The 22932-nt window shown below is 31.1% G+C and carries 21 protein-coding genes, 2 tRNA genes and 1 pseudogene; 1 reads left to right on the top strand and 23 read right to left on the bottom strand.

All coding sequences use genetic code 11. The annotated features are described in order from the left end of the window. Positions 1-92: 92 nt before the first annotated feature. The 20 genes from C3E90_RS05690 to polA form a co-directional block, all read right to left on the bottom strand. Positions 93-3428 carry a penicillin-binding transpeptidase domain-containing protein gene (locus tag C3E90_RS05690; RefSeq protein WP_236914699.1) on the bottom strand — a complete coding sequence of 1112 codons (3336 nt, stop codon included), beginning with the start codon at positions 3426-3428 and terminating at the stop codon, positions 93-95. An 11-nt stretch (positions 3429-3439) separates the two neighbouring features. Further along, positions 3440-3940 (bottom strand): rod shape-determining protein MreD, encoded by a 501-nt coding sequence (gene mreD, locus C3E90_RS05695; protein ID WP_236914700.1) that lies wholly within the window; start codon positions 3938-3940, stop codon positions 3440-3442. 16 nt (positions 3941-3956) lie between these two features. Next, positions 3957-4793: a rod shape-determining protein MreC gene (mreC, locus tag C3E90_RS05700; RefSeq protein WP_236914701.1), complete on the bottom strand. Its 837-nt coding sequence runs from the start codon at positions 4791-4793 to the stop codon at positions 3957-3959. An 11-nt stretch (positions 4794-4804) separates the two neighbouring features. Then, positions 4805-5836 carry a rod shape-determining protein gene (locus C3E90_RS05705; protein WP_236914702.1) on the bottom strand — a complete coding sequence of 344 codons (1032 nt, stop codon included), beginning with the start codon at positions 5834-5836 and terminating at the stop codon, positions 4805-4807. A 40-nt stretch (positions 5837-5876) separates the two neighbouring features. Beyond that, entirely contained in the window at positions 5877-6578 is a 702-nt protein-coding gene (gene radC / locus C3E90_RS05710; RefSeq protein WP_236914703.1) for a RadC family protein, read from the bottom strand. An 18-nt stretch (positions 6579-6596) separates the two neighbouring features. After that, on the bottom strand, positions 6597-7178 hold the full coding sequence (locus C3E90_RS05715; RefSeq protein ID WP_236914704.1) for a Maf family protein: 582 nt from the start codon (positions 7176-7178) through the stop codon (positions 6597-6599). 9 nt (positions 7179-7187) lie between these two features. Then, a complete protein-coding gene (locus C3E90_RS05720; protein ID WP_236914705.1) occupies positions 7188-7712 on the bottom strand; it encodes a Gx transporter family protein in 525 nt (174 codons plus the stop codon). Between the two features lie 10 nt (positions 7713-7722). Further along, positions 7723-8103 carry a NusG domain II-containing protein gene (locus tag C3E90_RS05725; protein WP_236914706.1) on the bottom strand — a complete coding sequence of 127 codons (381 nt, stop codon included), beginning with the start codon at positions 8101-8103 and terminating at the stop codon, positions 7723-7725. A 153-nt stretch (positions 8104-8256) separates the two neighbouring features. Beyond that, positions 8257-9072 (bottom strand): RnfABCDGE type electron transport complex subunit B, encoded by an 816-nt coding sequence (locus C3E90_RS05730; protein WP_236914707.1) that lies wholly within the window; start codon positions 9070-9072, stop codon positions 8257-8259. 11 nt (positions 9073-9083) lie between these two features. Beyond that, on the bottom strand, positions 9084-9656 hold the full coding sequence (rsxA, locus tag C3E90_RS05735) for an electron transport complex subunit RsxA (RefSeq protein ID WP_236914708.1): 573 nt from the start codon (positions 9654-9656) through the stop codon (positions 9084-9086). After that, positions 9653-10279, bottom strand: a complete 627-nt coding sequence (rsxE, locus tag C3E90_RS05740) for an electron transport complex subunit RsxE (RefSeq protein ID WP_236914709.1) — start codon at positions 10277-10279, stop codon at positions 9653-9655. The genes rsxA and rsxE overlap by 4 nt, the downstream gene beginning before the upstream one ends. 22 nt (positions 10280-10301) lie before the next feature. Beyond that, entirely contained in the window at positions 10302-10877 is a 576-nt protein-coding gene (locus C3E90_RS05745) for an RnfABCDGE type electron transport complex subunit G (protein WP_236914710.1), read from the bottom strand. Then, positions 10878-11915, bottom strand: coding sequence for an RnfABCDGE type electron transport complex subunit D (locus C3E90_RS05750; RefSeq protein ID WP_236914711.1), 1038 nt, complete (start codon positions 11913-11915; stop codon positions 10878-10880). It abuts the gene before it with no gap. A gap of 11 nt (positions 11916-11926) precedes the next feature. After that, positions 11927-13261: an electron transport complex subunit RsxC gene (rsxC, locus tag C3E90_RS05755; protein ID WP_236914712.1), complete on the bottom strand. Its 1335-nt coding sequence runs from the start codon at positions 13259-13261 to the stop codon at positions 11927-11929. A 330-nt stretch (positions 13262-13591) separates the two neighbouring features. Beyond that, positions 13592-14638, bottom strand: coding sequence for a DNA polymerase IV (locus tag C3E90_RS05760; protein WP_236914713.1), 1047 nt, complete (start codon positions 14636-14638; stop codon positions 13592-13594). A gap of 61 nt (positions 14639-14699) precedes the next feature. Then, a tRNA-Leu gene (locus tag C3E90_RS05765) sits at positions 14700-14786 on the bottom strand. After that, positions 14751-16577, bottom strand: coding sequence for a peptide ABC transporter substrate-binding protein (locus tag C3E90_RS05770; protein WP_236914714.1), 1827 nt, complete (start codon positions 16575-16577; stop codon positions 14751-14753). Before C3E90_RS05770 ends, C3E90_RS05765 begins: the two co-directional genes overlap by 36 nt. A 16-nt stretch (positions 16578-16593) precedes the next feature. Then, entirely contained in the window at positions 16594-17250 is a 657-nt protein-coding gene (locus C3E90_RS05775; RefSeq protein ID WP_236914715.1) for a lytic transglycosylase domain-containing protein, read from the bottom strand. A gap of 18 nt (positions 17251-17268) precedes the next feature. After that, positions 17269-17883 carry a dephospho-CoA kinase gene (gene coaE / locus C3E90_RS05780; protein WP_236914716.1) on the bottom strand — a complete coding sequence of 205 codons (615 nt, stop codon included), beginning with the start codon at positions 17881-17883 and terminating at the stop codon, positions 17269-17271. Then, on the bottom strand, positions 17870-20527 hold the full coding sequence (gene polA / locus C3E90_RS05785; protein ID WP_236914721.1) for a DNA polymerase I: 2658 nt from the start codon (positions 20525-20527) through the stop codon (positions 17870-17872). Before polA ends, coaE begins: the two co-directional genes overlap by 14 nt. A gap of 192 nt (positions 20528-20719) precedes the next feature. Here polA and C3E90_RS05790 point away from each other — a divergent pair. Then, positions 20720-20806: transfer RNA gene (locus tag C3E90_RS05790), tRNA-Leu, on the top strand. Positions 20807-21120: 314 nt separating this feature from the next. Here C3E90_RS05790 and C3E90_RS05795 read toward each other — a convergent pair. The 3 genes and pseudogenes from C3E90_RS05795 to C3E90_RS05805 form a co-directional block, all read right to left on the bottom strand. Further along, positions 21121-21276: pseudogene (locus C3E90_RS05795) on the bottom strand (cation:proton antiporter); the annotation flags it as partial. Further along, complete coding sequence (locus C3E90_RS05800; protein ID WP_236914717.1) at positions 21277-22449, bottom strand: aldo/keto reductase; 1173 nt, start codon at positions 22447-22449, stop codon at positions 21277-21279. Next, entirely contained in the window at positions 22442-22831 is a 390-nt protein-coding gene (locus tag C3E90_RS05805) for a MerR family transcriptional regulator (protein ID WP_236914718.1), read from the bottom strand. Before C3E90_RS05805 ends, C3E90_RS05800 begins: the two co-directional genes overlap by 8 nt. Positions 22832-22932: the final 101 nt, after the last annotated feature.

The following is a 22932-nucleotide window of genomic DNA, read 5'->3' on the forward strand; positions in this document are numbered from 1 at the left end:
GTATTACCTCCACTATTACTTCTCTCTATATATTCTCTATTAGTTTAAGAAAATCCTTCTAATTTAGAAAATTGAATTGGAAGGCCTACAAATTACCTTGCCAATTCAATCTCAAAGGGTAATGCCTCCTTTTCACCGGTACTATTAAGTCCAAAATATTCAGCAATAATTTCCCTAGCAATAGGTCCAGCATATCCACCACTTCCACCTTGAAATAGAACTATAGAAATAGCTATTTCAGGTTCTTCATAAGGCGCAAATGCAACAAACCAAGCGTAATCATCATAGGTATCTCCAGTGGCTGGATTTATACCTGTTCTTTCAGCTGTTCCAGTTTTTGCTGCTACAGATATGGGGAATTTATCAAATAGACTTCTTGCAGTACCTTCTGTAGCTACCTTTCTCATTCCAACCTTTACATGTTCTAAATTTTCATAATCATTCAATTCAATTCTTTCAGGGTTGACTTCTCTCTTAAATATTGTCTTTGTATTATCGAAATTTTTTATAGTATCTATAGTAGTAACTTTATGTCTATACCCTCCATTGGCCAATGTTGCAATATAATTAGCCATTTGAATTGGAGTATAAGCATTTTGGCCTTGTCCAATAGTTACATTCAAAGTATCAGTAATATCCCATCCTGCAAAATTTAAATAGGTATATTTGATTTTATCAGCTAAGCCTTCTCCTTCTCCCTCAAGTCGTTTTTCTGGTTCTATTCCCATAGAGTCTAATCGCCTAATTACCTCATTTCTAGTTAGCATTTCTTCCATATCTAGCCAACTTAATATTTCCTCAATTATTTCATCTATTTCTTCATTAGTAAGCTCTTCATCTTCTTTTATATAAAATCTTATATTATTATTTAGATACCTTTTCAAAATACTCTTAGTAACCATTATTTTACTTTGTGGGTTTGGCACTCCACCTGATGCTTCTCTAGGTATATTAATTTCTATACCGGTTTTATCGTTTAATCCTAGCTTCGTGGAAATATTGGCTATATCCTCAATGTCTACTCTTATACCTAAAGATTCTCCAGTCTTTTGATTTCTACCTAATGCAAGAGAGTAGAAATAATAGTTACAAGAATCCCTAAGGGCTTCATAGACATTTACAGGTCCATGAGTACGCCTATTATTGTTCCAAAGCCAACAACCAAATGATTGGGGTCCAATATCCACCTTCCCCATGTCTCTTATAGTCTTTGTAGGGCTAAAACCCTTTTCTAAAGCTGCAAGGGCGGTAACCATCTTAAAGGTGGAACCAGGTTGTATAGCTGTTTGAATAGCTATATTATATAAAGGCCTTGGGGCCAATAAATCTTCTTCATTTTCAGGGAATAAACTTGCCCAGTCTGTGCTAGATATTCCAGTAGAAAAAAGATTAGGATCATAAGCAGGATAGTTAGCCAATGCCAACAATTCCCCTGTTTTTACATCAGTAACTACTACTGCACCAGAGGTAGCATTTATATAGGGTCTTCTTTTACTCCTACTGGTTCCAAACTTATAATCTCCCCATTTACTTTTAAATGTTCCTCCCACTTGTATTTCTTCAAGTGTATGTTTTAAAGCCTCTTCTGCCACTTTTTGAAGCTTTAAATCCATAGTCAAGTATATGATGTTTCCTGGTGTTGCTTTTTCCTCATCTATAACATTGGTTGTATTTCCTAAAACGTCAACTTCTACCCTTTTTACTCCATTTTCTCCTCTCAGTTCTGACTCGAATTTCTCTTCAATACCAGTTTTCCCTATTATATCATTTGGAGAATATTTCATTTCCTTTACATATTTTTCAATTTCATTCCCCTGGGATATCTTCCCTAAATAACCTAGTATATGGGCTGCTGTTTCTCCTTCGGGATAATATCTTACTGGTTCAATAGACACTTGAATGCCAGGCATTTCCATAAGACCCTCTTCTATTTTAGCCACAGTGGCGTCTTTTATTCCATAGGCAATATTAATAGGTTGATAAGCCCTATGACCTTGTTTATCTAATTGATTATATAGACTCATAATGACTCTAGATTCATATCTACTTAATCCTTCATCTATTTTATAATATTCCATTAGATAGGAAAAAGCTTCTTTTGGACTTGTATCTTTAGGAATTTTAAACTTTTCAAACCAATCGTTTTTATTTACCAAGGATACATATTCCCATTTTGAAACAGATATTTTGGGGTTATATCCTTTTTCCAATATCAACTCTTGGGCTATACCTTTAATTTTATCATCAGTTATGAAATCTTTTAACAGATTGTTCTCCTTTGTAAAATCTATTAAAGTATCTATTGGAGCATTAGTATTAGACAAACCTTCATCTATATGGGTATACAATACCGTATTAACTTCTTCATCAATATCTATTGTAACAGGAGATTCTAAATCATTGTCTTCTATTATTTTTATCAATATCTCCCCAGGTACAATTCTTTCAACTTTCCCCTTTTCGTTTTCAACTTCAATTGTCTTTTCCAATAAATCTACTAATGAAGTTTTAATAACTATATTGACAAAATCATCTTTTGGGCTAGTTTTAAAGGTAATATCTTGAAAAGTTTTCATAAGAGCTCTTTTCTGCTCTAAATATTCTTCGTCATAGGTAATTGAGTACTCTTTCAATATTAAGCCGTTATCTAAATTATTTTCTTTTAATATATTAAAAACTATTTGTCTAGATATAGGATGATCTATTATCTTCCTAATAATATTCTTGTCATTGTTTATTAATTTAAGTACTGCTTCTTTAGCTGTAGCTTCTTTACTAATTTGGTGGTTGCTTTTCCAATTTTCAATATCTTTATTATCATCAAAATTCAATTTTAATCCTTCTTCACTTAATTCTACTTCAATAGGCATATCTATTCCTTTGTTTTCAAGAGCATTGATAGCCTTATTTACAGTCGAAAATTGATAATGCTCTCTATAGTCTGGATGAATATAGTAAGTACTTAATAATTGGGGTAGCAAATTATTAGATATTATTATATCAATTACCTTCTCTGATGGAGCCATGCTTTCTTGTTCATAAACTTCTTCGCTGCTATAATCAAAAATATTAAATTTAATGGGAAAATCATCCACATAGATAACCCCATCCTCTTCAAGCAATCTGGCTAAGGTTAAAAGTGTATTGTTTTTTTTATCCCTATCTTTAATGTTTAATTCGTCTTTTAATAGCTGTACAGTAAAGCTAGGCTTATTACCAGCTAATAGACGACCATATCTATCTCTGATTTCACCCCTTGGCGCTGTAATATATATCTCCTTTAATCTCTTATTATCAGAGATATCCCTATAGTAATCTCCCTCTACTATAGTTAAAGTAGCCAATTTAAAAGAAAGGATTAGCATAATAGTTGTTAGTATTATAATTAATATATTGAATCGGTTTTTTAATTTTTCTATTATTTTCAATTCTTACACCCCTATCTCCTTCTGAACCTGATTGAAGGAATGACAAAAATCTTAGAAAACCATTTGTATAATATAATAGATATTAAACTATTATAAATCATTTCGATAATGATAATGTTTTTAAAAAAGTCGAGAAAAGATATATTATGAGATAAAAAGAACATAAACAGATAATAAAACAAATGATAGCATATAGTGGAAACTAAAGTTATAAAAAAAGGTATTAATATATTGTCTTTAGATAGCTTGTTTTCAGCCATACCAACAAAATATCCAATAAAAAAATATATAAATCCATTTATTCCAACTACAGGGCTAAAAATTATATCCTGTAATAACCCAGCTAACAAACCTACAATACTGGCAGCTTTTTTCCCTCTTAACAGTCCAATTATGACAATAATTACAAGAGCTGTATTTGGAACCACATCAAATATACTAAAATAATGTAGTATTGTAGATTGTAGTATGAAGTTAATTATGATTATCAATAATGTAACAAATATAATCAATTTAAATCCCTCAATTTTAATTAGATATGATAAAAACCTTATATAATTTTTTAAAATCAATTGCTGGCTCTATTTCAATCTGTTTTGTTAAATCTTCATCTTTCTTCATTACATCTGTAATCTCACCAATATATAAATCCTTCATATATATACCACCTAACCCAGAACTAAAAAGCTTGTCTCCCTTCATTATATCAGCTTTACTATCAAATAAATAACCATTTAATCTACCATCTACACTGCGTGATATTATTCCTCCATCCTGGGTTCTTATCACTTTAAAGGCAACTTTACTATTTTCATCTATTATGGAAATAACTTTAGAACAATTATCTCCTACTTCAACAATTCTTCCTACAATTCCTTCTTGAATTATACCTTCGTCAATTTCCACACCTTGTATAACTGTATCACCTTTTTTAATACCATCTTTCAAGCCTTTATCTATGGTAAATCTATTAAACCAATTGCCAGGCTCTTTGCCTATAACCTGGGCTGCAATCAAATTATAATCAGTATTCTCTACTAACTCTTTTTCACTCTTTAAATATTCGGATTTACCTATTAAATCTTCATGAATTCTATTTTTCTCTTCTAGCTCAGCAACTCTTAGTTTTAACCTGTCATTTTCTTCTCTTAAAGTACTAATATCCTTAATGGAATTGAAAAAACCGGAAACACTTTTACCTATGTTGAAAAAAACTTTTTCTAAAGGTGAAAATATGTTCCCAACGATTCTCTCCACTTTTGACAATCCCATTCTTTTACTGCTGGTAATACCAATGACAATAATCAGAATGATAGCAACTGCAGTTACTATCATTCTGTTTTTGTATTTTTTAAAAAATGACATAATATCACCACTTAACCTATTCTTTTACTATTTGATACAGTTTTTTTCAAAATTTCTATACTATCTAATGCTTTTCCAGTGCCAATTGCTACACAATCCAATGGCTGTTCCGCTATATGAACAGGCATGCCTGTTTCATTAATAATCAATCTATCTATACCGTCCAGCAAAGCTCCTCCTCCTGTTAACATTATACCCTGCTCCATTATATCTGCAGCTAATTCAGGGGGTGTTTTTTCCAAAGTGGATTTAATAGCATCTAATATATTATATATTTGCTCCCTCATAGCTTCATATATCTCTTTTGAGGTTATTTCAATAGTTTTAGGCAAACCACTTATTAAATCTCTTCCTCGTATATTCATCTTAGTTTCTTTGTTATTTATATTAGCAGAACCTATAGTAATTTTTATATCCTCTGCAGTTCGTTCTCCAATCATCAAGCTATATTCTTTCTTTATATAGGTCACAATGGATTCATCTAGTTCATCTCCACCAATCCTAATGGATTTGCTAGTAACTATTCCACCTAAGGAAATTACTGCTACTTCTGTTGTACCTCCTCCAATATCTACTATCAAACTACCAGTTGGCTCATGAACAGGAAGACCTGCTCCTATGGCTGCTGCCATAGGTTCTTCTATTAAGTAAGCATCTCTAGCTCCAGCATGAATGGCTGCTTCCTCTACTGCTCTTTTTTCTACTTCTGTTACTCCACTAGGTACACATACTACTACTCTAGGCTGAAATAATGAACGTCTTTGTAAAGAACGTTTAATAAAATATTTAAGCATACTTTGTGTTATATCAAAATCAGCAATAACTCCATCCTTTAAAGGTCGAATGGCTACAATGTTTCCAGGAGTTCTACCAATCATTTTTTTTGCTTCTTCTCCAACAGCTAAAACCTGTTTTGTATTAGTTTGAATTGCAACTACTGATGGCTCTCTAATGACAATATCCTTACCTTTGATATAAACTAATGTATTTGCTGTTCCTAAATCGATACCCATATCCTTTGTGAATGCACTAAAAATTCCCATATCTTTTGCTCCTTCCTTTCTATAAGCTAAAATCAATATTTTAGATAATGTTTTTCTGTTTAAAGCTTACATACTTATTATCACCAATTATTATATGGTCTAAAACCTTAATTCCAATTATATTCCCTGCATCGATTAATCTGTGTGTAATATTAATATCTTCTGTACTTGGTGTTGGATCACCACTAGGGTGATTATGTACTAAAATGATAGAATTTGCACTTCGTTTAATGGCAATATTAAAAACTTCCCTTGGATGTACTATGGATGAGTTCAAATTACCTATGGATATATTTTCAATACTAATTATTTGATTTTTAGTATCAAGAATAGCAATTTTGAAATGTTCTTTCCTCAAATATCTCATTTCTTCCATAAGCAACTCAGCAATTATTAAGGGTGAGTCTACCTTTAGTTTGTCTTCTCCCCCTCGACTAGATATCCTTTTGCCTAACTCTATGGCAGCTATAATTTGGGCTGCTTTGCACTGACCAATGCCTTTTATAGTTGTTAGTTCTTCTACTGTTGCATGGGAAAGGTACCCAATCCCGCTTTTGTCCATACTAATAAGTCTATTAGCTAAGTCAATTGCAGTATCTTCAAAATGTCCTGTTCTAATAATTACTGCAATTAGCTCCGCATTTGATAAAGAACCAACCCCATATTTTATCAGCTTTTCCCTAGGTCTTTCGTGTAATGGAAGATCCTTTATGGTATAACTTTTAATAATATTATCCACCATATATAATCACCTACATTCTTATAATAGACTTATACCAAAATATCTTTCTAACAAAATGTCTAATTTATATATAGGTAGTCCAATTACATTGAAGTAACATCCATTAATATACTCTACAAATACACTACCTAGTCCTTGTATTGCATAACCGCCAGCCTTATCAATGTATTCCCTAGTTTTAATATAGTTTTCAATTTTTTTGTCTGTAAGCTCTCTAAATTTTACTATTGTCTTTTCATAATCTATTATCTTTAAGTTTGAGTTTGATTTTATAATGCTTAACCCAGTTATCACTTCATGTTCCTTACCACTCAAAAATTTCATCATATTCTTGCCTTCATCTTCATCTTTGGGTTTCCCAAGTATTTCCCCTTCACAAATTACAATTGTATCTGCTCCTATAACGATTTCTCCATCATTAAGTTTTCTTGCCACTTGATTAGCTTTCTCGAAAGATAATGCCATGGCTACTTGTTCAGCAGTTTCATGTTGGGAGATTTTTTCATCAATTTTAGATTCTATTATAATAGTTTCTACATTATACTTCAATAGTAACTCTTTCCTTCTGGGAGATGCTGATGCAAGAATAATTCTGTTCATAATATCACCTTAATTTTTAGAATAAAATATATTATTGAAAGATTTTCTTAAGTTCTTTACAACAAATATTGAAACTAGACCAATAAAATATCCAGTAAATAAACTAGTCAATAATAATATGGGAAGATACGAAAATATCCTAAAGTTTTTCATCATTAGACTAGCCACTGTTACTTGAGCAAAATTATGGGCTAATGCACCAAAAATGCTAACTCCAATTAAACTAAAAATATTAGAAAAATTATCATATATAATAAACATTAAAATACAACTTAATACAGATCCAGAAAGACTATAGAATAGACTTGTTACACTTCCCGAAACTAAAGTAAAAATAACGGATTTAAGTATACTCACTATAAAAGCTTCCTTAAAGCCAAAAATTACCAACGTTATTAATATGACCATATTTGATAGTCCTAATTTTGCTCCAGGAGCTACAAAGGGTACTGGCATCATTGATTCAATAATGCTTAAACCTAACCCAATAGAAACTAATAATGACAAAAAAATTAATCTTTTAATACCTTTCATCTTTTCACCTCTAACGGCTAATATGATCTATATCTACTTCGTCATCTATACCCTTTATCTCAATTACTAATCTATTGGGTAAACAAACGATAACTTCTCCAACTTTTGAAATATAGCCTTGTTTTACATCTAATTGATCAGGACAATCTGCTTCAATTACTCGAACCTTCTCATCATCTATCTCTATTAGATTATATCCATATTCGGTTTCCACCGGAATAGTTTTCCCTATTAAATTGGTATCGAATATTATCTTTTTTATTTCTTCTCCATTAACCTGTATACTTATATACTTTTCTTTATTATTAAAGGCTGATTTTTTTACGTAGGATAAAGATAATATACTAATAACTACGATAAAAACCATTAAGTATTTATCACCTTTTGTCAACTTTTTCACCCTTTAGTATTTGTATTGATTCTGTGTATATTACAATTAGTTTATCATTTATACTTTTCATTTACAAGCTAGAATAATAACCTTACCTTCTTTATTATAAATGAATTCTTCTAAAATTAAAAGAGCCTAAATTTTAGGCTCTTTTTATTGAATTGCTACTTCTGGCTTTTTTAAACTTGAAAATATTGCATTTGTAGGACATTTTTCTGCACAAATACCACAATTAATACATTTATCATAGTTTATCCTTGCAAGATAATTTTCAAAGGTAAAGGCATCTACTGGACAATTTTTTACACAGATTTGACATCCAATACACCCAATATTACAATTACCTCTAACTACTTTTCCTGAATCATTGCTTTTACATTTAACTACTACTTCATTATCATAAGGTACAAGTTCAATTATTCCCTTTGGACAAACACTTAGGCATTTCTTGCAAGATGTACACTTGTCCTTATCTATAACTGCAATCCCATCTATAATTTCAATTGCATCAAATTCGCAAACATCTTTACAAGTACCGCAACCTAAACATCCATAGGAACAGGATTTACTTCCTCCTGCTAATATATTTTGTGCTCTACAATCTCTAATGCCTTCATAAATATATTTATCTTTTGCCTTATGACAATCACCTTGACATAAAACAGTAGCTACTTCTCTAATGGTCTCTGCTGGATTTACCCCCATAATATCAGCTACAGCTTCAGCCACCGGATTACCTCCAACGCTACATGCATTTACTGGAGCTTTCCCCTCTGCAATAGCATTTGCTAACCCATCGCAACCTGGAAAACCACAAGCGCCACAATTAGCTCCAGGTAGTGCTTTTCTAACTTCTTCAACCTTTGGATTTATTTCTACGGAAAAAAACTTAGATGCCAATGAAAGACTTGAGCCAAATAAAAGTCCCAAACCACCTAATACAGTAATTGGATATAATATTTCTATCATCTTATTACCTCCTATACAAGTCCATTAAATCCTAAAAACGCAATGGACATAAGACCTGCTGTTATTAATGCAATTGGAAAACCCTTCAAGGCTTCTGGTATATCTATTATTTCAAACTGTTCTCTAATTGCTGATATTAAAACTAGGGCTAAGCCAAAACCAATGGATGCACCAAAGGCATTAAAAATTGTCTGTATCAAAGTAAATCCTTCTCGAATATTTAATATAGCTACTCCAAGCACTACACAGTTTGTAGTGATTAATGGAAGATATACTCCCAATGCATTATATAAAGTTGGACTCATCTTTTTTAGTACCATTTCAACAAATTGTACCAGCGCTGCTATAACAAGGATAAAAACGATAGTTTGTAAATATTCTAGATGCAATAAATGTAAAATGTAATGATGTATTACATAGGTTATTATTGATGATAGTGTAACGACGAAGGTTACAGCTATCCCCATACCAGTTGCAGTTTCAGTCTTGTTGGATACACCTAGAAAAGGACATATTCCTAAGAAACGAGCTAATACATAATTGTTAACAAAAATAGTACTAATCAATATAGTAAAAATGCTCATCTAGCTTCCTCCTTTAACAAAGCTTCCTTTTTATCCTTCTTTTTCATAATACTATTAAAAACTGCTATCAAAATTCCAAGTAGTATAAATGCTCCTGGTGGCATTATAAAAATTATTGCAGGTTCAAAAGAAGGACCAAATAGTTGCTTATCAAATATGCTTCCAGCTCCTAAAATTTCTCTTAAAATACTTAATAACAATAATGCTATGGTATATCCAACACCCATCCCTAATCCATCAACTGCTGAAGCTAGAACATTATTTTTAGAAGCAAATGCTTCTGCTCTAGCCAATATAATACAGTTAACAACTATTAAAGGAATAAATATTCCTAAAGCGTTATATAAATCTTGGGTATATGCTTTCATAAACATTTCTACAATAGTTACAAAAGTTGCAATTACAACAATAAAAGCAGGTATACGAATTTTATCAGGAATTACCTTTCTCAGTAAAGAGATTACTACATTAGAGCCAATTAATACACCTGTGACTGCAAGGCCCATAGCTATGCCATTAATGGCAGAAGTTGTAACTGCTAAAACTGAACACATTCCTATTAATTGAACAAATATGGGATTTTCTTTTATTACTCCATTATAAAAAACTTTAGACAACTTCAATGTTTACACCTCCATAAATTATCTAATTAGATAATTTCTCATTATATACTTGGCGAACTAAATTAACTCCATCAACTATTGCATTTGTTGTTACAGTAGCACTAGTAAGAGCTTGGACTTCACTATCTCCCTGCGGCTTTTTGGCTGCTGTTATTTCACTAGCTACCGATTTATTCTTAAAGGAGTTGGAGAAATAAGGTTTAGTTGAATTAGCCCCAAGTCCAGGAGATTCTCCATGGTTTAATACCTTTAAACCAGTAATTTTGCCTTCTGTAGATATACCCGTCATGAAGGTAATTTCTCCTCCATAGCCATTAACTTTAATATTAAAAGTATATCCAACTAAATCCGAACCATTATAACCTTCGTTTATTTCTACAATATTTGTATTTGAATCAATAATTTCTTTTAATCTTCCCTCGTCTAAGAGGCTGAAGTTCTCTGCTACTTCTAATACTTCTTTTTTTGCTAGTTCCTTAGCTATTTTATCAGCCTCTGCAATTCTTTCAGATGTTACGCTATTTGATAAACCCAAAATAGAGGCAGCTACAGCAGTTATGATGAATAATATTAATCCTAATTTTAAGGTTTCATTCATCTACTTCACCTCCCCAAATATTTTAGGTCTTGTAAATCTCTCTATTAAAGGAGTTGCTACATTCATCAATAGAATTGAATAGGATACTCCTTCAGGATAACCACCTTTAACTCGAATAAGAGCTGTCAATATTCCAGCCCCGATACCAAATATAATTCTTCCCACTGGAGTAACTGGTGAAGAAGCATAGTCTGTAGCCATATAAAAAGCTCCAAGTATTAATCCTCCGCCTAGAATATGATAGGGTAAGAATTCAGTCTCTACCCCTAGCAAAACCAACATGATAAAAGTCGTGCCTATATAAAATACTGGAATCTTCCAATCAATAACTTGCCTAATTATCAAATATGCAGCACCAATTAATAATAACAATACAGAAGTTTCTCCTATTGCCCCTGGAATATTTCCTATAAACATATTCCATAATGTAGGAAGCTCTGCTCCTGCGGCTTGAGAAGCAGATGTAGCAGCTTCAACTGTTGCAGAGGCAGTTCCATCGGCTACCATTCCATATTTCATTATTGCCAATGGTGTAGCAGTTGCAATAACATCGGGCCTAGTTCCAGTAAAACTTGACATATGTGTTGGCCATGAAGTAAGAAGCATTGCCCTTGCAGCTAATGCTGGATTCATAAAGTTTGAACCTATTCCTCCAAAAAATTGCTTAACGATAATAATTGCAAAAGCAGAACCCATTATTGGTAACCACCAAGGGGCACTGGCAGGTAAGTTGAATGCAATTAAAATACCCGTTATAATAGCTGAAAAATCATTTATTGTTATAGGTTTACCAAATATTTTCTGAATAATTGCTTCAAAAAGAATTGATGAAGCCACAGAAATCAAAATCAATTTTAATGCATCTATTCCAAAAAAGTATACGCTACCAACAATAGCTGGAATAAGCGCAATAATCACATCTAGCATTATCCTCTGTACAGATTCATTAGATCTTATATGAGGAGATGAAGAAACTAACAACTTATTTTCTAAGGCTAATTCTTGAGCTTTAGAAGTATCCATTACTTTACTATCCATTTCATATCCTCCTAACTATTTCGCTTTCTTTTAGCCAATATTTCCCTTTTAGCCATTCTAATAGACTCTGCTAATGGTCTTTTAGCTGGACAAATATATGAACACGCCCCGCATTCAACACAATCTAGAGCATGAAAATCTTCTGCTTTATCAAAATTTTTCTTTAAAGCAAAACCACTAATGTATAATGGTTGTAATTTTACAGGACATACTTCTACACATTTACCACACCTTATACAAGGTTGTACAGGTTCTGGTTTTGCTTCCTCTTCTGTCAATATCAATATGCCACCTGTACCTTTAATTACTGGTACATCAATTGAATATTGGCTCAACCCCATCATTGGACCACCCATGAGGATTTTTCCTGGAGAACCTTCATTAAATCCTCCACATTGTTCAAGTAGGTCCTTGAAAGGCGTTCCAATTTTTACCAGAAGATTTTTAGGTTCTTTAATGCCATGGCCAGTAACAGTTGTTATCCTTTCAAACAAAGGTTTTCCTTCTAAAATAGCTTCTGCAATGGCTTTGGTAGTTGAAATATTACACACTACAGCACCAACATCCATTGGCAATCCACCAGATGGAACCACTCGTCCTAATATTGCATTGATTAACCTTTTTTCATCTCCTTGAGGGTATTTTACCTTTAAAGAAGCTACGCTAATACTTTTTTCATCTTTGCTTGCTTCTCTTAGGGCTATTATTGCATCTGGTTTGTTTTTTTCAATTCCAATAATTCCTTTTTCTACACCTACAGCCTTCATAATAGCTTTTAATCCAAATATTATCTTCTCAGGTTCTTCAATCATTATTCTATGGTCTGCTGTCAAATAGGGTTCACACTCTGCTCCATTTATGAGAATAGTGTCAATCTTCTTTTCTGAAGGAGGTAATAATTTAACATGAGTTGGAAAACTTGCCCCGCCCATTCCTGTAATACCTGCCTCTTTGATTATATTAATAATTTCTTTAGAAGATAAGTCATCCAAATTTCCCTTTGGTTTTATCGATTCGTGTAACTCATTCTTCCCATCGGATTCAATTATTACACAATTCACAGTAAGACCAGTAGGAATCGGCATAGTAGTAATACCTTTTACTATACCAGATACTGATGAGTGTACTGGTGCAGATACAAAAGCCTCAGATTGTCCAATTTTTTGGCCAACTTTTACCGTATCCCCCACCTTTACCAATGGTTCACAAGGTGCCCCAGTATGTTGGTGCAATGGAATTATTACAAAAGCTGGCTCTTTTGCTTTCTCTATAGATAAATTATCTGTCAAATCTTTAAAATGTGGTACATTTACCCCACCTCTGAAAGTGAGATTTTCAAGCTTCATCCTTATTCCACCTCTTTTATTATTCTTTAGTTGTTTAAAAATAGCAATTAAAAATAAACAATAATTAAGCAAATCCTCTACAAAAAGGGTTAAGGCTATTTGTTTCCATTGTCAATTATAACATTATTTCTTTTGATTGTATACCCTATAGACGTATTGGTATTTTTTTAACAATGGTTCTTTTGATAAGGTTTCCCCGGTTCTCACCGTTTATATTCGCAATTATAGATATTTTGCATTTCCGAAAAAAGATTAATTTTATTTTATTATTGATGATTTTTGTTGTATATTGTTAAATATTATACTTGTTTTGGTTTAATATATATTTTGTCATATTTCCATGCTTAACTGGATTGGATCTTCTGGGTATATTATGTTTGAAAGGGTCAATCCAATAAGTCTAATACTCTTATCTAAACTAAATTTATTCAACAATATATACTTACTAATTCCAAAAATAGTACGTTCATCATTAGTAGGTATGTTTAAGGTTATACTTCTAGTCTCCACAGAAAAATCATTATACTTAATTTTTACAGTAATGGTCTTTATCAAATAACCTTTGGTTATCAATTTATTTGCTAAATTAATGGAATATAATTCTAATCTATTAACTAATATTTTGGAATTTCTAATATCTTCTTGAAAGGTTTCTTCTTCTCCCAAGGATTGGTTGATTATATGTTCTTCCACGGGTCTTGAATCTATGCCATAAGAAAAATCATATAGTTCTTTTCCTCTTTTACCAAAAAGTGATATAAGAACCTTTACATCATATCTTTGTATATCACCAATATAATATATGCCTAGTTTATTAAACTCCCTCTCCATCTTTGGACCAACCCCCCAAAGTCTGTTCACTGGTAAAGGTCTTAAGAATTCTATTACTCTATCTTTTTTTATAACTGTTAGACCATCAGGCTTGTTAATATCTGATGCAAGCTTTGCTAAAAACTTGTTGATAGATATTCCAACTGAGGCAGTAAGTTGAAGTTCCTTTTTAATATCTCTTTTTATGTTTTTGGCTATAGTATAAGAATTTTTGCCTGTCACATCTAAAAAGGCTTCATCTATGGAAATGGGCTCTATTTTAGTTGAGTATCTTCCAAAAATCTTATGGATTTTTTTGGACACCTCTTTATACTTTTCCATATTTACTGGTAGATAAATACCCTTTGGACATAATCTTTTAGCAGTCTTTATTGGCATTGCTGAGTGAACTCCATACCTTCTAGCTTCATAGGAAGCAGTGCATACAACTCCCCTGCTGCGTACTCCTCCTACTATGACAGGCTTATTGATTAAATTTGGATTATCCCTTTGTTCAACAGATGCATAAAAGGCATCCATATCTATATGAATTATTTCTCTATCCATTCCTATACCACCCTTTTAAATATTGGATAAAAAAATCATATACTATATTGTGTATATGATTTGGTGCAGAGGAAGGGACTCGAACCCTCATGGTATTACTACCATATGCCCCTCAAACATACGTGTCTACCAGTTCCACCACCTCTGCAATTATATATTCTTGTAATCCTATTATAAATAATTTTCTATTTTTTTCAACTACTTCTTCCTGGAATTCTTTAGGAATATACCATTTATCAATATTCCTATATATATTGTAGAATGTAGGATCTATGTCTCCCATGATTTTTTTGTCCATTAACAATGCTTTGTTTTTAAAAAATAAACTTAAATAAGGCAAATCTTCTATAATAATAGATTGAAGTTTTTCATAAGTTTTAAATTTGTTATCCCTATTAGCAGCACTAAAAGCCTCTGATAAAGCTTCATCCATAGCTTCATTACTGTATCTGATGATGTTGCTACCCGATTTAATTTGGCTAGAGTGGAATGCAAATGATAATTCGGGTATTGAAGGTAAACTCCACCCTAATAATATAATATCATAATCACCTTTTAAAATCTGATTATTCAATTCCTCCCATTGGTTTTCTATCATCTCTTCTGTTAAATTGTCTGGCATTCTTTCTGGATAATCCTTAACAATACGAATCCCCATTTTGTTTAAATCCTCAACTATCATATCTGCTACTTTAAGTCTCAAAGGATTATATGAATTGGTTGTAAGTCTTAAGGTAACTTGATTTCCATTTTGGTCTTCATAAAACCCATCCCCATTTATATCCTTCCAACCTAATTTTTCCATTTCTTCTTTTGCTTTTGATAAATTATATCCATAAACATTTGCCTCATCCGAAATTAACCAAGAATTAGGATGGATTGGTAAATCCATTTGTGTAGCATGACCTAAATATACTCTCTGAATTATAGCTTGTCTATCTATACCGTAAGCCATAGCCTTCCTTAACCTGTGTCCATTTTCATCGTTGAAAACTGGATTAGTAAAGTTAAATCCTAAAAATTCATAGTTTTGTGAAACAAACTCAAGTATTCTAACTCTATTGTTTTGATTAAATTTTTCCCAATCTACACCTAATGCTATAGTCAAATCTATTTGACCAACTTCAAAGGCCGTTAGAGCTAATTCATCTTCCTCTAGTATCTTCCCAACAATATTATCTATATAAGGTCTACCTTCTCTATAGTCTTGGAAGTATTCTAAGTGGATTTCCTTATATTTATCATAATTTGAAAATTTATAAGGCCCAGTTCCAATAGGAATATAATCCTCTTCATCCAATGCTCTTATATAAGAACTTTTATCCTCTCTTCCCATTACAAATCTATGCTTAGGAATGATTGGAAAAATTAATGTTTCCAAACTATTGCTGAAATCTATATCAAATTTTATATCTAAATTGTAAGGGTCAATTACATTTACATCTATAATCCTATTAATATTGGAAGGATAAAAGTTTCCTGTTATGCTATGCCACATTTTTTTATAGGTGATGTCATCCTTTGCATATTTAATGGCATTTATTGTAAAAGCCACGTCTTCTGCTGTAAATTTTTCTCCATCATGCCATAATACATTGTCTTTCAACTTAATACTTATTGTTCCATCTTCTTTGATAATATAATCTTCCGCTAATTGATTTTTAATATCCAATTTTTCGTCCAGCTCAAATAAGCTTTCAAATACAAGTTTACTAAAATGATAATAGCTAATATTTTCGGTAACTAGGGGATTTAAAGTGTTTAAAGTAGTCAATGGTAAAATTAACTGACCACCGTATTCAGGTTCATATTCTTTAACATTAGCGGTATTGGATTCGAAAGCCTCTGTTGTGTTGTTTGATTCATTTTTTTCACATCCTATTAATGTAAATAATGTTACAGTAATTAATAGGATAATTAACATTCTTTTGTATTTCAAACTTATTCCCCCTTAGCTATTTATATACTACCAAACCTTTAATTACTTTTCTAAAATTGTGAATAAAACCAATTAAATTATTCTCCCCATGAAATGAGGCATTACTAAATTGAGACTTATAAATAATTTTATATATCTTAATGTTTTTTTCCACTTTTTTAATATATTCTTCTGTTTCTTTAAAAGGTATCTTAGTTAAAACCAGTCCATCCCTTGAATATTCTTCACTTTCTAGCCATTTAGATACATTTCCACTTCCACCATTATATGCTGCTAAAATTAATTGAAGATTATTGCCAAACTCCTCAGAAAGAACCTTTAAATACCAAGTACCAATCATTATATTAGTCTCTGGTTCAAATAGCTTTTCCAAACTAAAACCTTCTAGGGATAATTCCTTAGAAGCCCATTCTCCCGTAATAGTTGATATTTGCATAAGTCCTCTAGCTTCCTTAGGAGATATAGCCTCCTTGTCATATCTACTCTCCACATTGATAATTGCTGCTACCAAGTAGGGGTCAACATTAAATTCATTAGAGTACTTATCAATTAAATCTAGATATCCCAATGGATATGTAATTTTAATATATATGAATACTCCCATAATGATTAATGAAAAGATTATTATTGTATAGATAAGATTTTTTAGCAATTTTTTTATTATCCATGTCAAATTAAACCCTCCAGAGAATCATATTACTTCATCTATTATTTTTTCTACTTGTTCCTCTAAACTTTTAATGTCTTTTCTATTATCGATTATTCTGGTTGCATATTCTCTTTTTAATTCAATAGGCATTTGAGATTGGATTTTTCTAATAGCCTCTTCTTCACTAATCAAATCTCTTTTTATAAGCCTATCTAATTGAGTTTTTTCATCTAAGTAAATTAACCATATTTCGTCTAAGGTAATTCCATATCCCCTAAATTTATCTATTTCTTCAATCAATAAAGGCACATCTACAAAAATTATACTTTCCTTTTGGTATTTATCTATTAATTCCTTCATAGTTTTAAATACATAAGGGTGTACTATGTCATTTAGTCTTCTTCTCATTAAACTGTATTTAAATATAATGGCCCCTAACTTTTTTCTATTAATGACATTTCCCTCATCTAAAATCTCTTGGCCAAAGGTATCTATTATTTCTTTATAGGCAGGATTACCTTTTTTCACTACATCCTTTGCTATTTTATCAGCATCAATAACTTTATAACCTAGGCTTTTAATAATATTTGAAACTGTGGATTTCCCCGTAGCGATACCACCTGTTAAACCTATTATCTTTTGTTTATTTTGACTCATACCAATTATCTCCTGTTTTTAAATCTACCTTTAATGGAATATGCAATTTAATAGAATTTTCCATAATGTCTTTTATCATATTCTTAACTTCTTCTATTTCATCTTTATGTGCTTCTATAATAAGTTCGTCATGAACCTGTAATATAAGTCTAGATTTTAATTTTCTTTTATTTAATTCTTCAAATACCTTTACCATAGCAACTTTTATTATGTCAGCAGCACTTCCTTGTATAGGTGTGTTCATGGCAATTCTTTCACCAAAAGACCTTACATTATAATTTCTTGATTTAAGTTCTGGAATATATCTTCTTCTATTTAATATGGTTTCCACATAACCTTTTTCTTTTCCCATTTTTACTATATCATCCATATATTTTTTAACCATTTCATAATTTTTTAAATACTTATCTATATATTCTTTAGCTTCTTTTCTGGGAATATTTAAGTCCCTAGAAAGTCCATAATCACTTATACCATAAATAATTCCAAAGTTAACGGCTTTTGCTCTATTTCTCATTAAAGGCGTTACTTCATCCTTAGGAATATGAAAAACCTCAGAAGCAGTTTTTGTATGGATATCTTCATCATGGTAAAATGCCTCCATTAACTTTGGGTCCTTAGAAATATGTGCTAATACCCTTAATTCAATTTGTGAATAATCTGCATCAATAAGTATATAGTCTTCATTTTCCACTACAAAGGCCTTCCGGATTTTTCTTCCTTCTTCTGTTTTTATTGGAATGTTTTGAAGATTAGGTTCTGTACTGCTAATCCTCCCTGTATTGGTAACAGTTTGATTAAAACTAGAATGAATTTTACTAGTTTCTAAATTTACTACATTTATCAGACCATCTATATATGTCGATTTTAATTTACCCATCTGTCTATATTTAAGAATTTTTTCAATTATTTCATGCTGTCCCTTTAATTTATCTAGTACTTCTGCATCAGTTGAATAGCCTGTTTTAGTTTTTTTGATTACAGGTAAATTTAATTCATCAAATAGTATTTCTCCCATTTGTTTTGGAGAATTGATATTGAACTCCCTTCCAGCTAATTCATAAATTTCTTTCGTTAAACTATCAATTTCTTCTTGGAATTCATCCCCCAATTGATTTAATACATCTAAATCCACTTTAAATCCATGAAACTCCATGTTAGCTAATACTTCTACCAAAGGCAATTCAACTTCATAAAATAATTTAGCCATTTCCTGTTCTTCAATCAATCTATTTATCGGTTTTCTTATTCCATGGATTAAATCCAAGGTTAAGGAAATATATTCTGCTCTAGTATCTATAGGTAAATCCTTAAAGGATTTTTTATTTTTACCTTTACCTAATATTTCTTCTAAATCTTTCCCATAAATATTTAGATACTCTTTACCTAACTCATTTATGCTATAATTTGATTGGGCAGGGTTTATTAAATACTGACCTATCATACTGTCAAAAACAATATTATTAATATCTATCTCAAGTGTAAGCAAAGCAAATATATCCATCTTTAGCATATGACCATATTTTTCGATTTTATCCGATTCAAAATACTTTCTAAATTTTTCTACAAATTGTTCAATATGGTTCTGAGAGTAATCTATATAATAAGATGGGCTATCTTTTACTTTTATCCCAACTCCAATTATTTCACCATTTATATAATTATCATCATCAAATAAAAATTTAAAACAAAAACTTTTTTCCAATTCTATTTTTCCCAGTATTTGGTCATAATTATTCTCCTTAATAATTATGAATTTTGTTTCATAGTTTGCATCTTCTTCTATTGTAATCTTATCCTTAGGTATTTTTGATAATAAACTATTGAACTCAAGTACATCGTATATTTTTTTTAATTCATCCCAATTAGGTTCCTCTGTTTTCAATTCTGTAAAGGTAAAATCAATGGGAGCATTTCTAATTATTCTGCCTAAGGTTTTACTAAGTACTGCAGTATTCTTATATTCTATTAAAGATTCTTTAGTTTTTTTGCCTCCTACCTTATCTATATTATCATATAGGTTTTCCATAGTACCAAATTGTTTTAATAATTTAATGCCAGTTTTTTCCCCTATTCCTGGTACTCCTGGAATATTATCTGATACATCCCCCATAAGTCCTTTTAAATCAATAAATTGGTCTGGAGTTATTCCATACTCCTCTATTATTTTTTCTTTATCGAATTCTTCTAATTCAGTAATCCCCTTCCTAGTTATTAAAACCTTTGTACTATCAGAGGCTAATTGTAAATAATCTTTGTCTCCAGTTACTAGTATTATTCCCATACCTTTATCTTCACCAATTTTTGATAAGGTACCTGCAATATCATCTGCCTCATATCCATCTAGTTCCAATTGAGCTATATTCATAGCTGAAAGTATTTCTTTCAATATTGGAAATTGCTGAGATAGTTCATTTGGAGTAGATTGCCTATTGGCTTTGTATAAATCGAAAGCTTCATGTCTAAAAGTAGGTCCTTTTTTATCAAATGCAACACATATATAGTCTGTAGCATATTCTTCTTTCATTCTATATAGCATGGTTAAAAAACCATAAACACCATTTGTATATATTCCATCCTTTGTTGATAATAAAGGAAGAGCATAAAAGGCCCTATGGATTAAGCTATTACCATCTATAACCATTAACTTTTCTTTTTTTTCTCTATTCACAATATCACTCCCAATATATTATGTTTAGTTCTATTTTACTCAATAGACACTTAGTCCTTTATTATTATTAGTATACCTTAAATACATTTACCAGTAAATATTAATAAAAATAAAGTTCTTGATTGTTTTATAATTTTGTGTTATGATATTTCTTGCAACTGATATGCCGAAGTGGTGGAACTGGCAGACGCGCTGGACTCAAAATCCTGTGGTAGCAATACCGTGCGGGTTCGATTCCCGCCTTCGGCACCAGTAAATAAATGAGTTTAAGCTTTTGGGCTTAAACTCATTTTTATTTATTATTAGATTTTTCTATAGATGCAAACCCATTTTTAAAACTAAAATATCACCACTATTAATTTCCAACCTATTCGCCCCTTTTTTAAGAATAATCTTAAGTTTTTTATCCCTTGTTTACTTTCACCATATAAATTATATCCTAATTTTTTCTAATTTCCAATCACATATTGTTAATAGCCTACTTTAATAAACACGCTATATTTAAGAGGTTGGGGATTCCTTTAATGCATGGAATGAATAAAAATTAATAAAAGCAATAATTAACGCTATAAGAATTTTTCCGCTGAATAATTAATACCAATAGCACCTAAAGACAATGGAACTGCACCCATTGCAGCTTGTACTGTTGCTTTTGGTGTATAGGAAATTATACAAAATAACCTTTCCTTCCAGTTTAAATCTGTGTTTAATAAGAAAATCAATTATATTTTCTTTATATTAGCCATGGATTTTATATCATTTCGAATTTCATTAAGTCTATCCAAAGATTTATTGCCTAAACTTTTATCTTTCACTAATCTCATGTATATATCAATTCCATCCTTATACGGAATAAGTTGGTTCTCAATACAGTACTCAATAGCATAGATTATATCCTTGTAAGACTTTTCATAACCTGACGGAAATGAAGATGTTAAAATAATATATACTTCTTCATACATGATTTTTCTTAATTTATTCTCTTCTTTTTCTATTAATTGATTTATTTCCTTTACTCCATCTATGTCTAAGGACAAGTTTAAAACCCGACTATTTTCTTCTAGATGTTCTATTTTAGTAGGTCCTGTAAGACCTGTAACAACCCCTTTGTTATGAATTGTCCACAAAATTGCAACTTGAGTTGGTGTCATATTATATCTATTGCCTATCTCCCTTAATTTCTCTGCTATTTTTATACCTGAAACGAATCTAGACTTCTTAAATAACGGATCTATACTCCTTATATCATTACTTCCAAATTGTACTTTTTCATTAATCTTTCCAGATAGCAAACCCCTGCCAGTTATACTAAATGCAATTATGTCAAAATTGTATTTTTCTTGCAACGGATGTAGTTCTTTGTATCGGTAAGTATTAACTGGGCTCATTTCAGCCATAACGAAAGATATATTTCCTAAATTTAAATACTCTTCTGTCTTATCCAAAGGTAAGTGACCAATTCCATAATATTTAATCTTACCCTCTTTTTTTAGCAATTCTAAGGCTTCAATGGTTTTTTCTATAGGAGTATTAGAATCATGGTAGTGAATTTGATATATGTCTATATAATCTGTTTTTAATTTTCTAAGGCTGGATTCACAAGAGGATTTGATAGATTCTTTAGAAAGATCGATCCTATTATCTTCTGTGATTCCAACTTTAGAAGATATAACAATATCATGTCTAAAAGGTTTTATTGCCCTACCCAGTATCTCTTCTGTGCCTGTATAACTACCAGCAGTATCAAAAATTTTTATACCTAATTCATAAGCATACTGCAAAATTTTAATCATCTCATATTCTTCTAACTTTGTTCCATAAGCACCACTTAATGCATAGCAACCATATCCTAATGGAGAAATCCGCAAATCATATAGAGATTGTTTTTTATCCATTTCCATCACCCTTTAAGTGTAATATTTTATTTATTAGTCTTTCCAACTGATTCTTTACCATTTCTAATTCTTTTTCTTTCTCTAGTATCTCTATATGCTTTAGCCTTACCTCATTAAGTAATATTTCAATATCCTCCTTGTCTATAACTTCATTTTCTAATCCCTTATCAATTCTTTCATCAATTTCTAAAATTTTTTTTATGTCCTCTAAAGAAAACATCATTTCTTTCATAACCATAATGCTTTGTAGTTTTTTAATATCTTCCTCGGTATAGTATCTATTGTTGTATCTCCTCTCAACTGTAAGTAAACCAATTTTGTCATAGTATCTAAGGGTTTCAATCCCAATATTATATTTCTTAGACACCTCTCCTATTAACATAATAATCACTCCTTGTATAATTATGATATAGTCACTATGACTACTCATCTTTCATTTATAACTTTCTTATCCGATAATAGAAGAAGGTATTCTCCCTTCAT

Source organism: Clostridium sp. Cult2, assembly GCF_021655075.1.
Classification (GTDB): domain Bacteria; phylum Bacillota; class Clostridia; order Tissierellales; family Tepidimicrobiaceae; genus Schnuerera.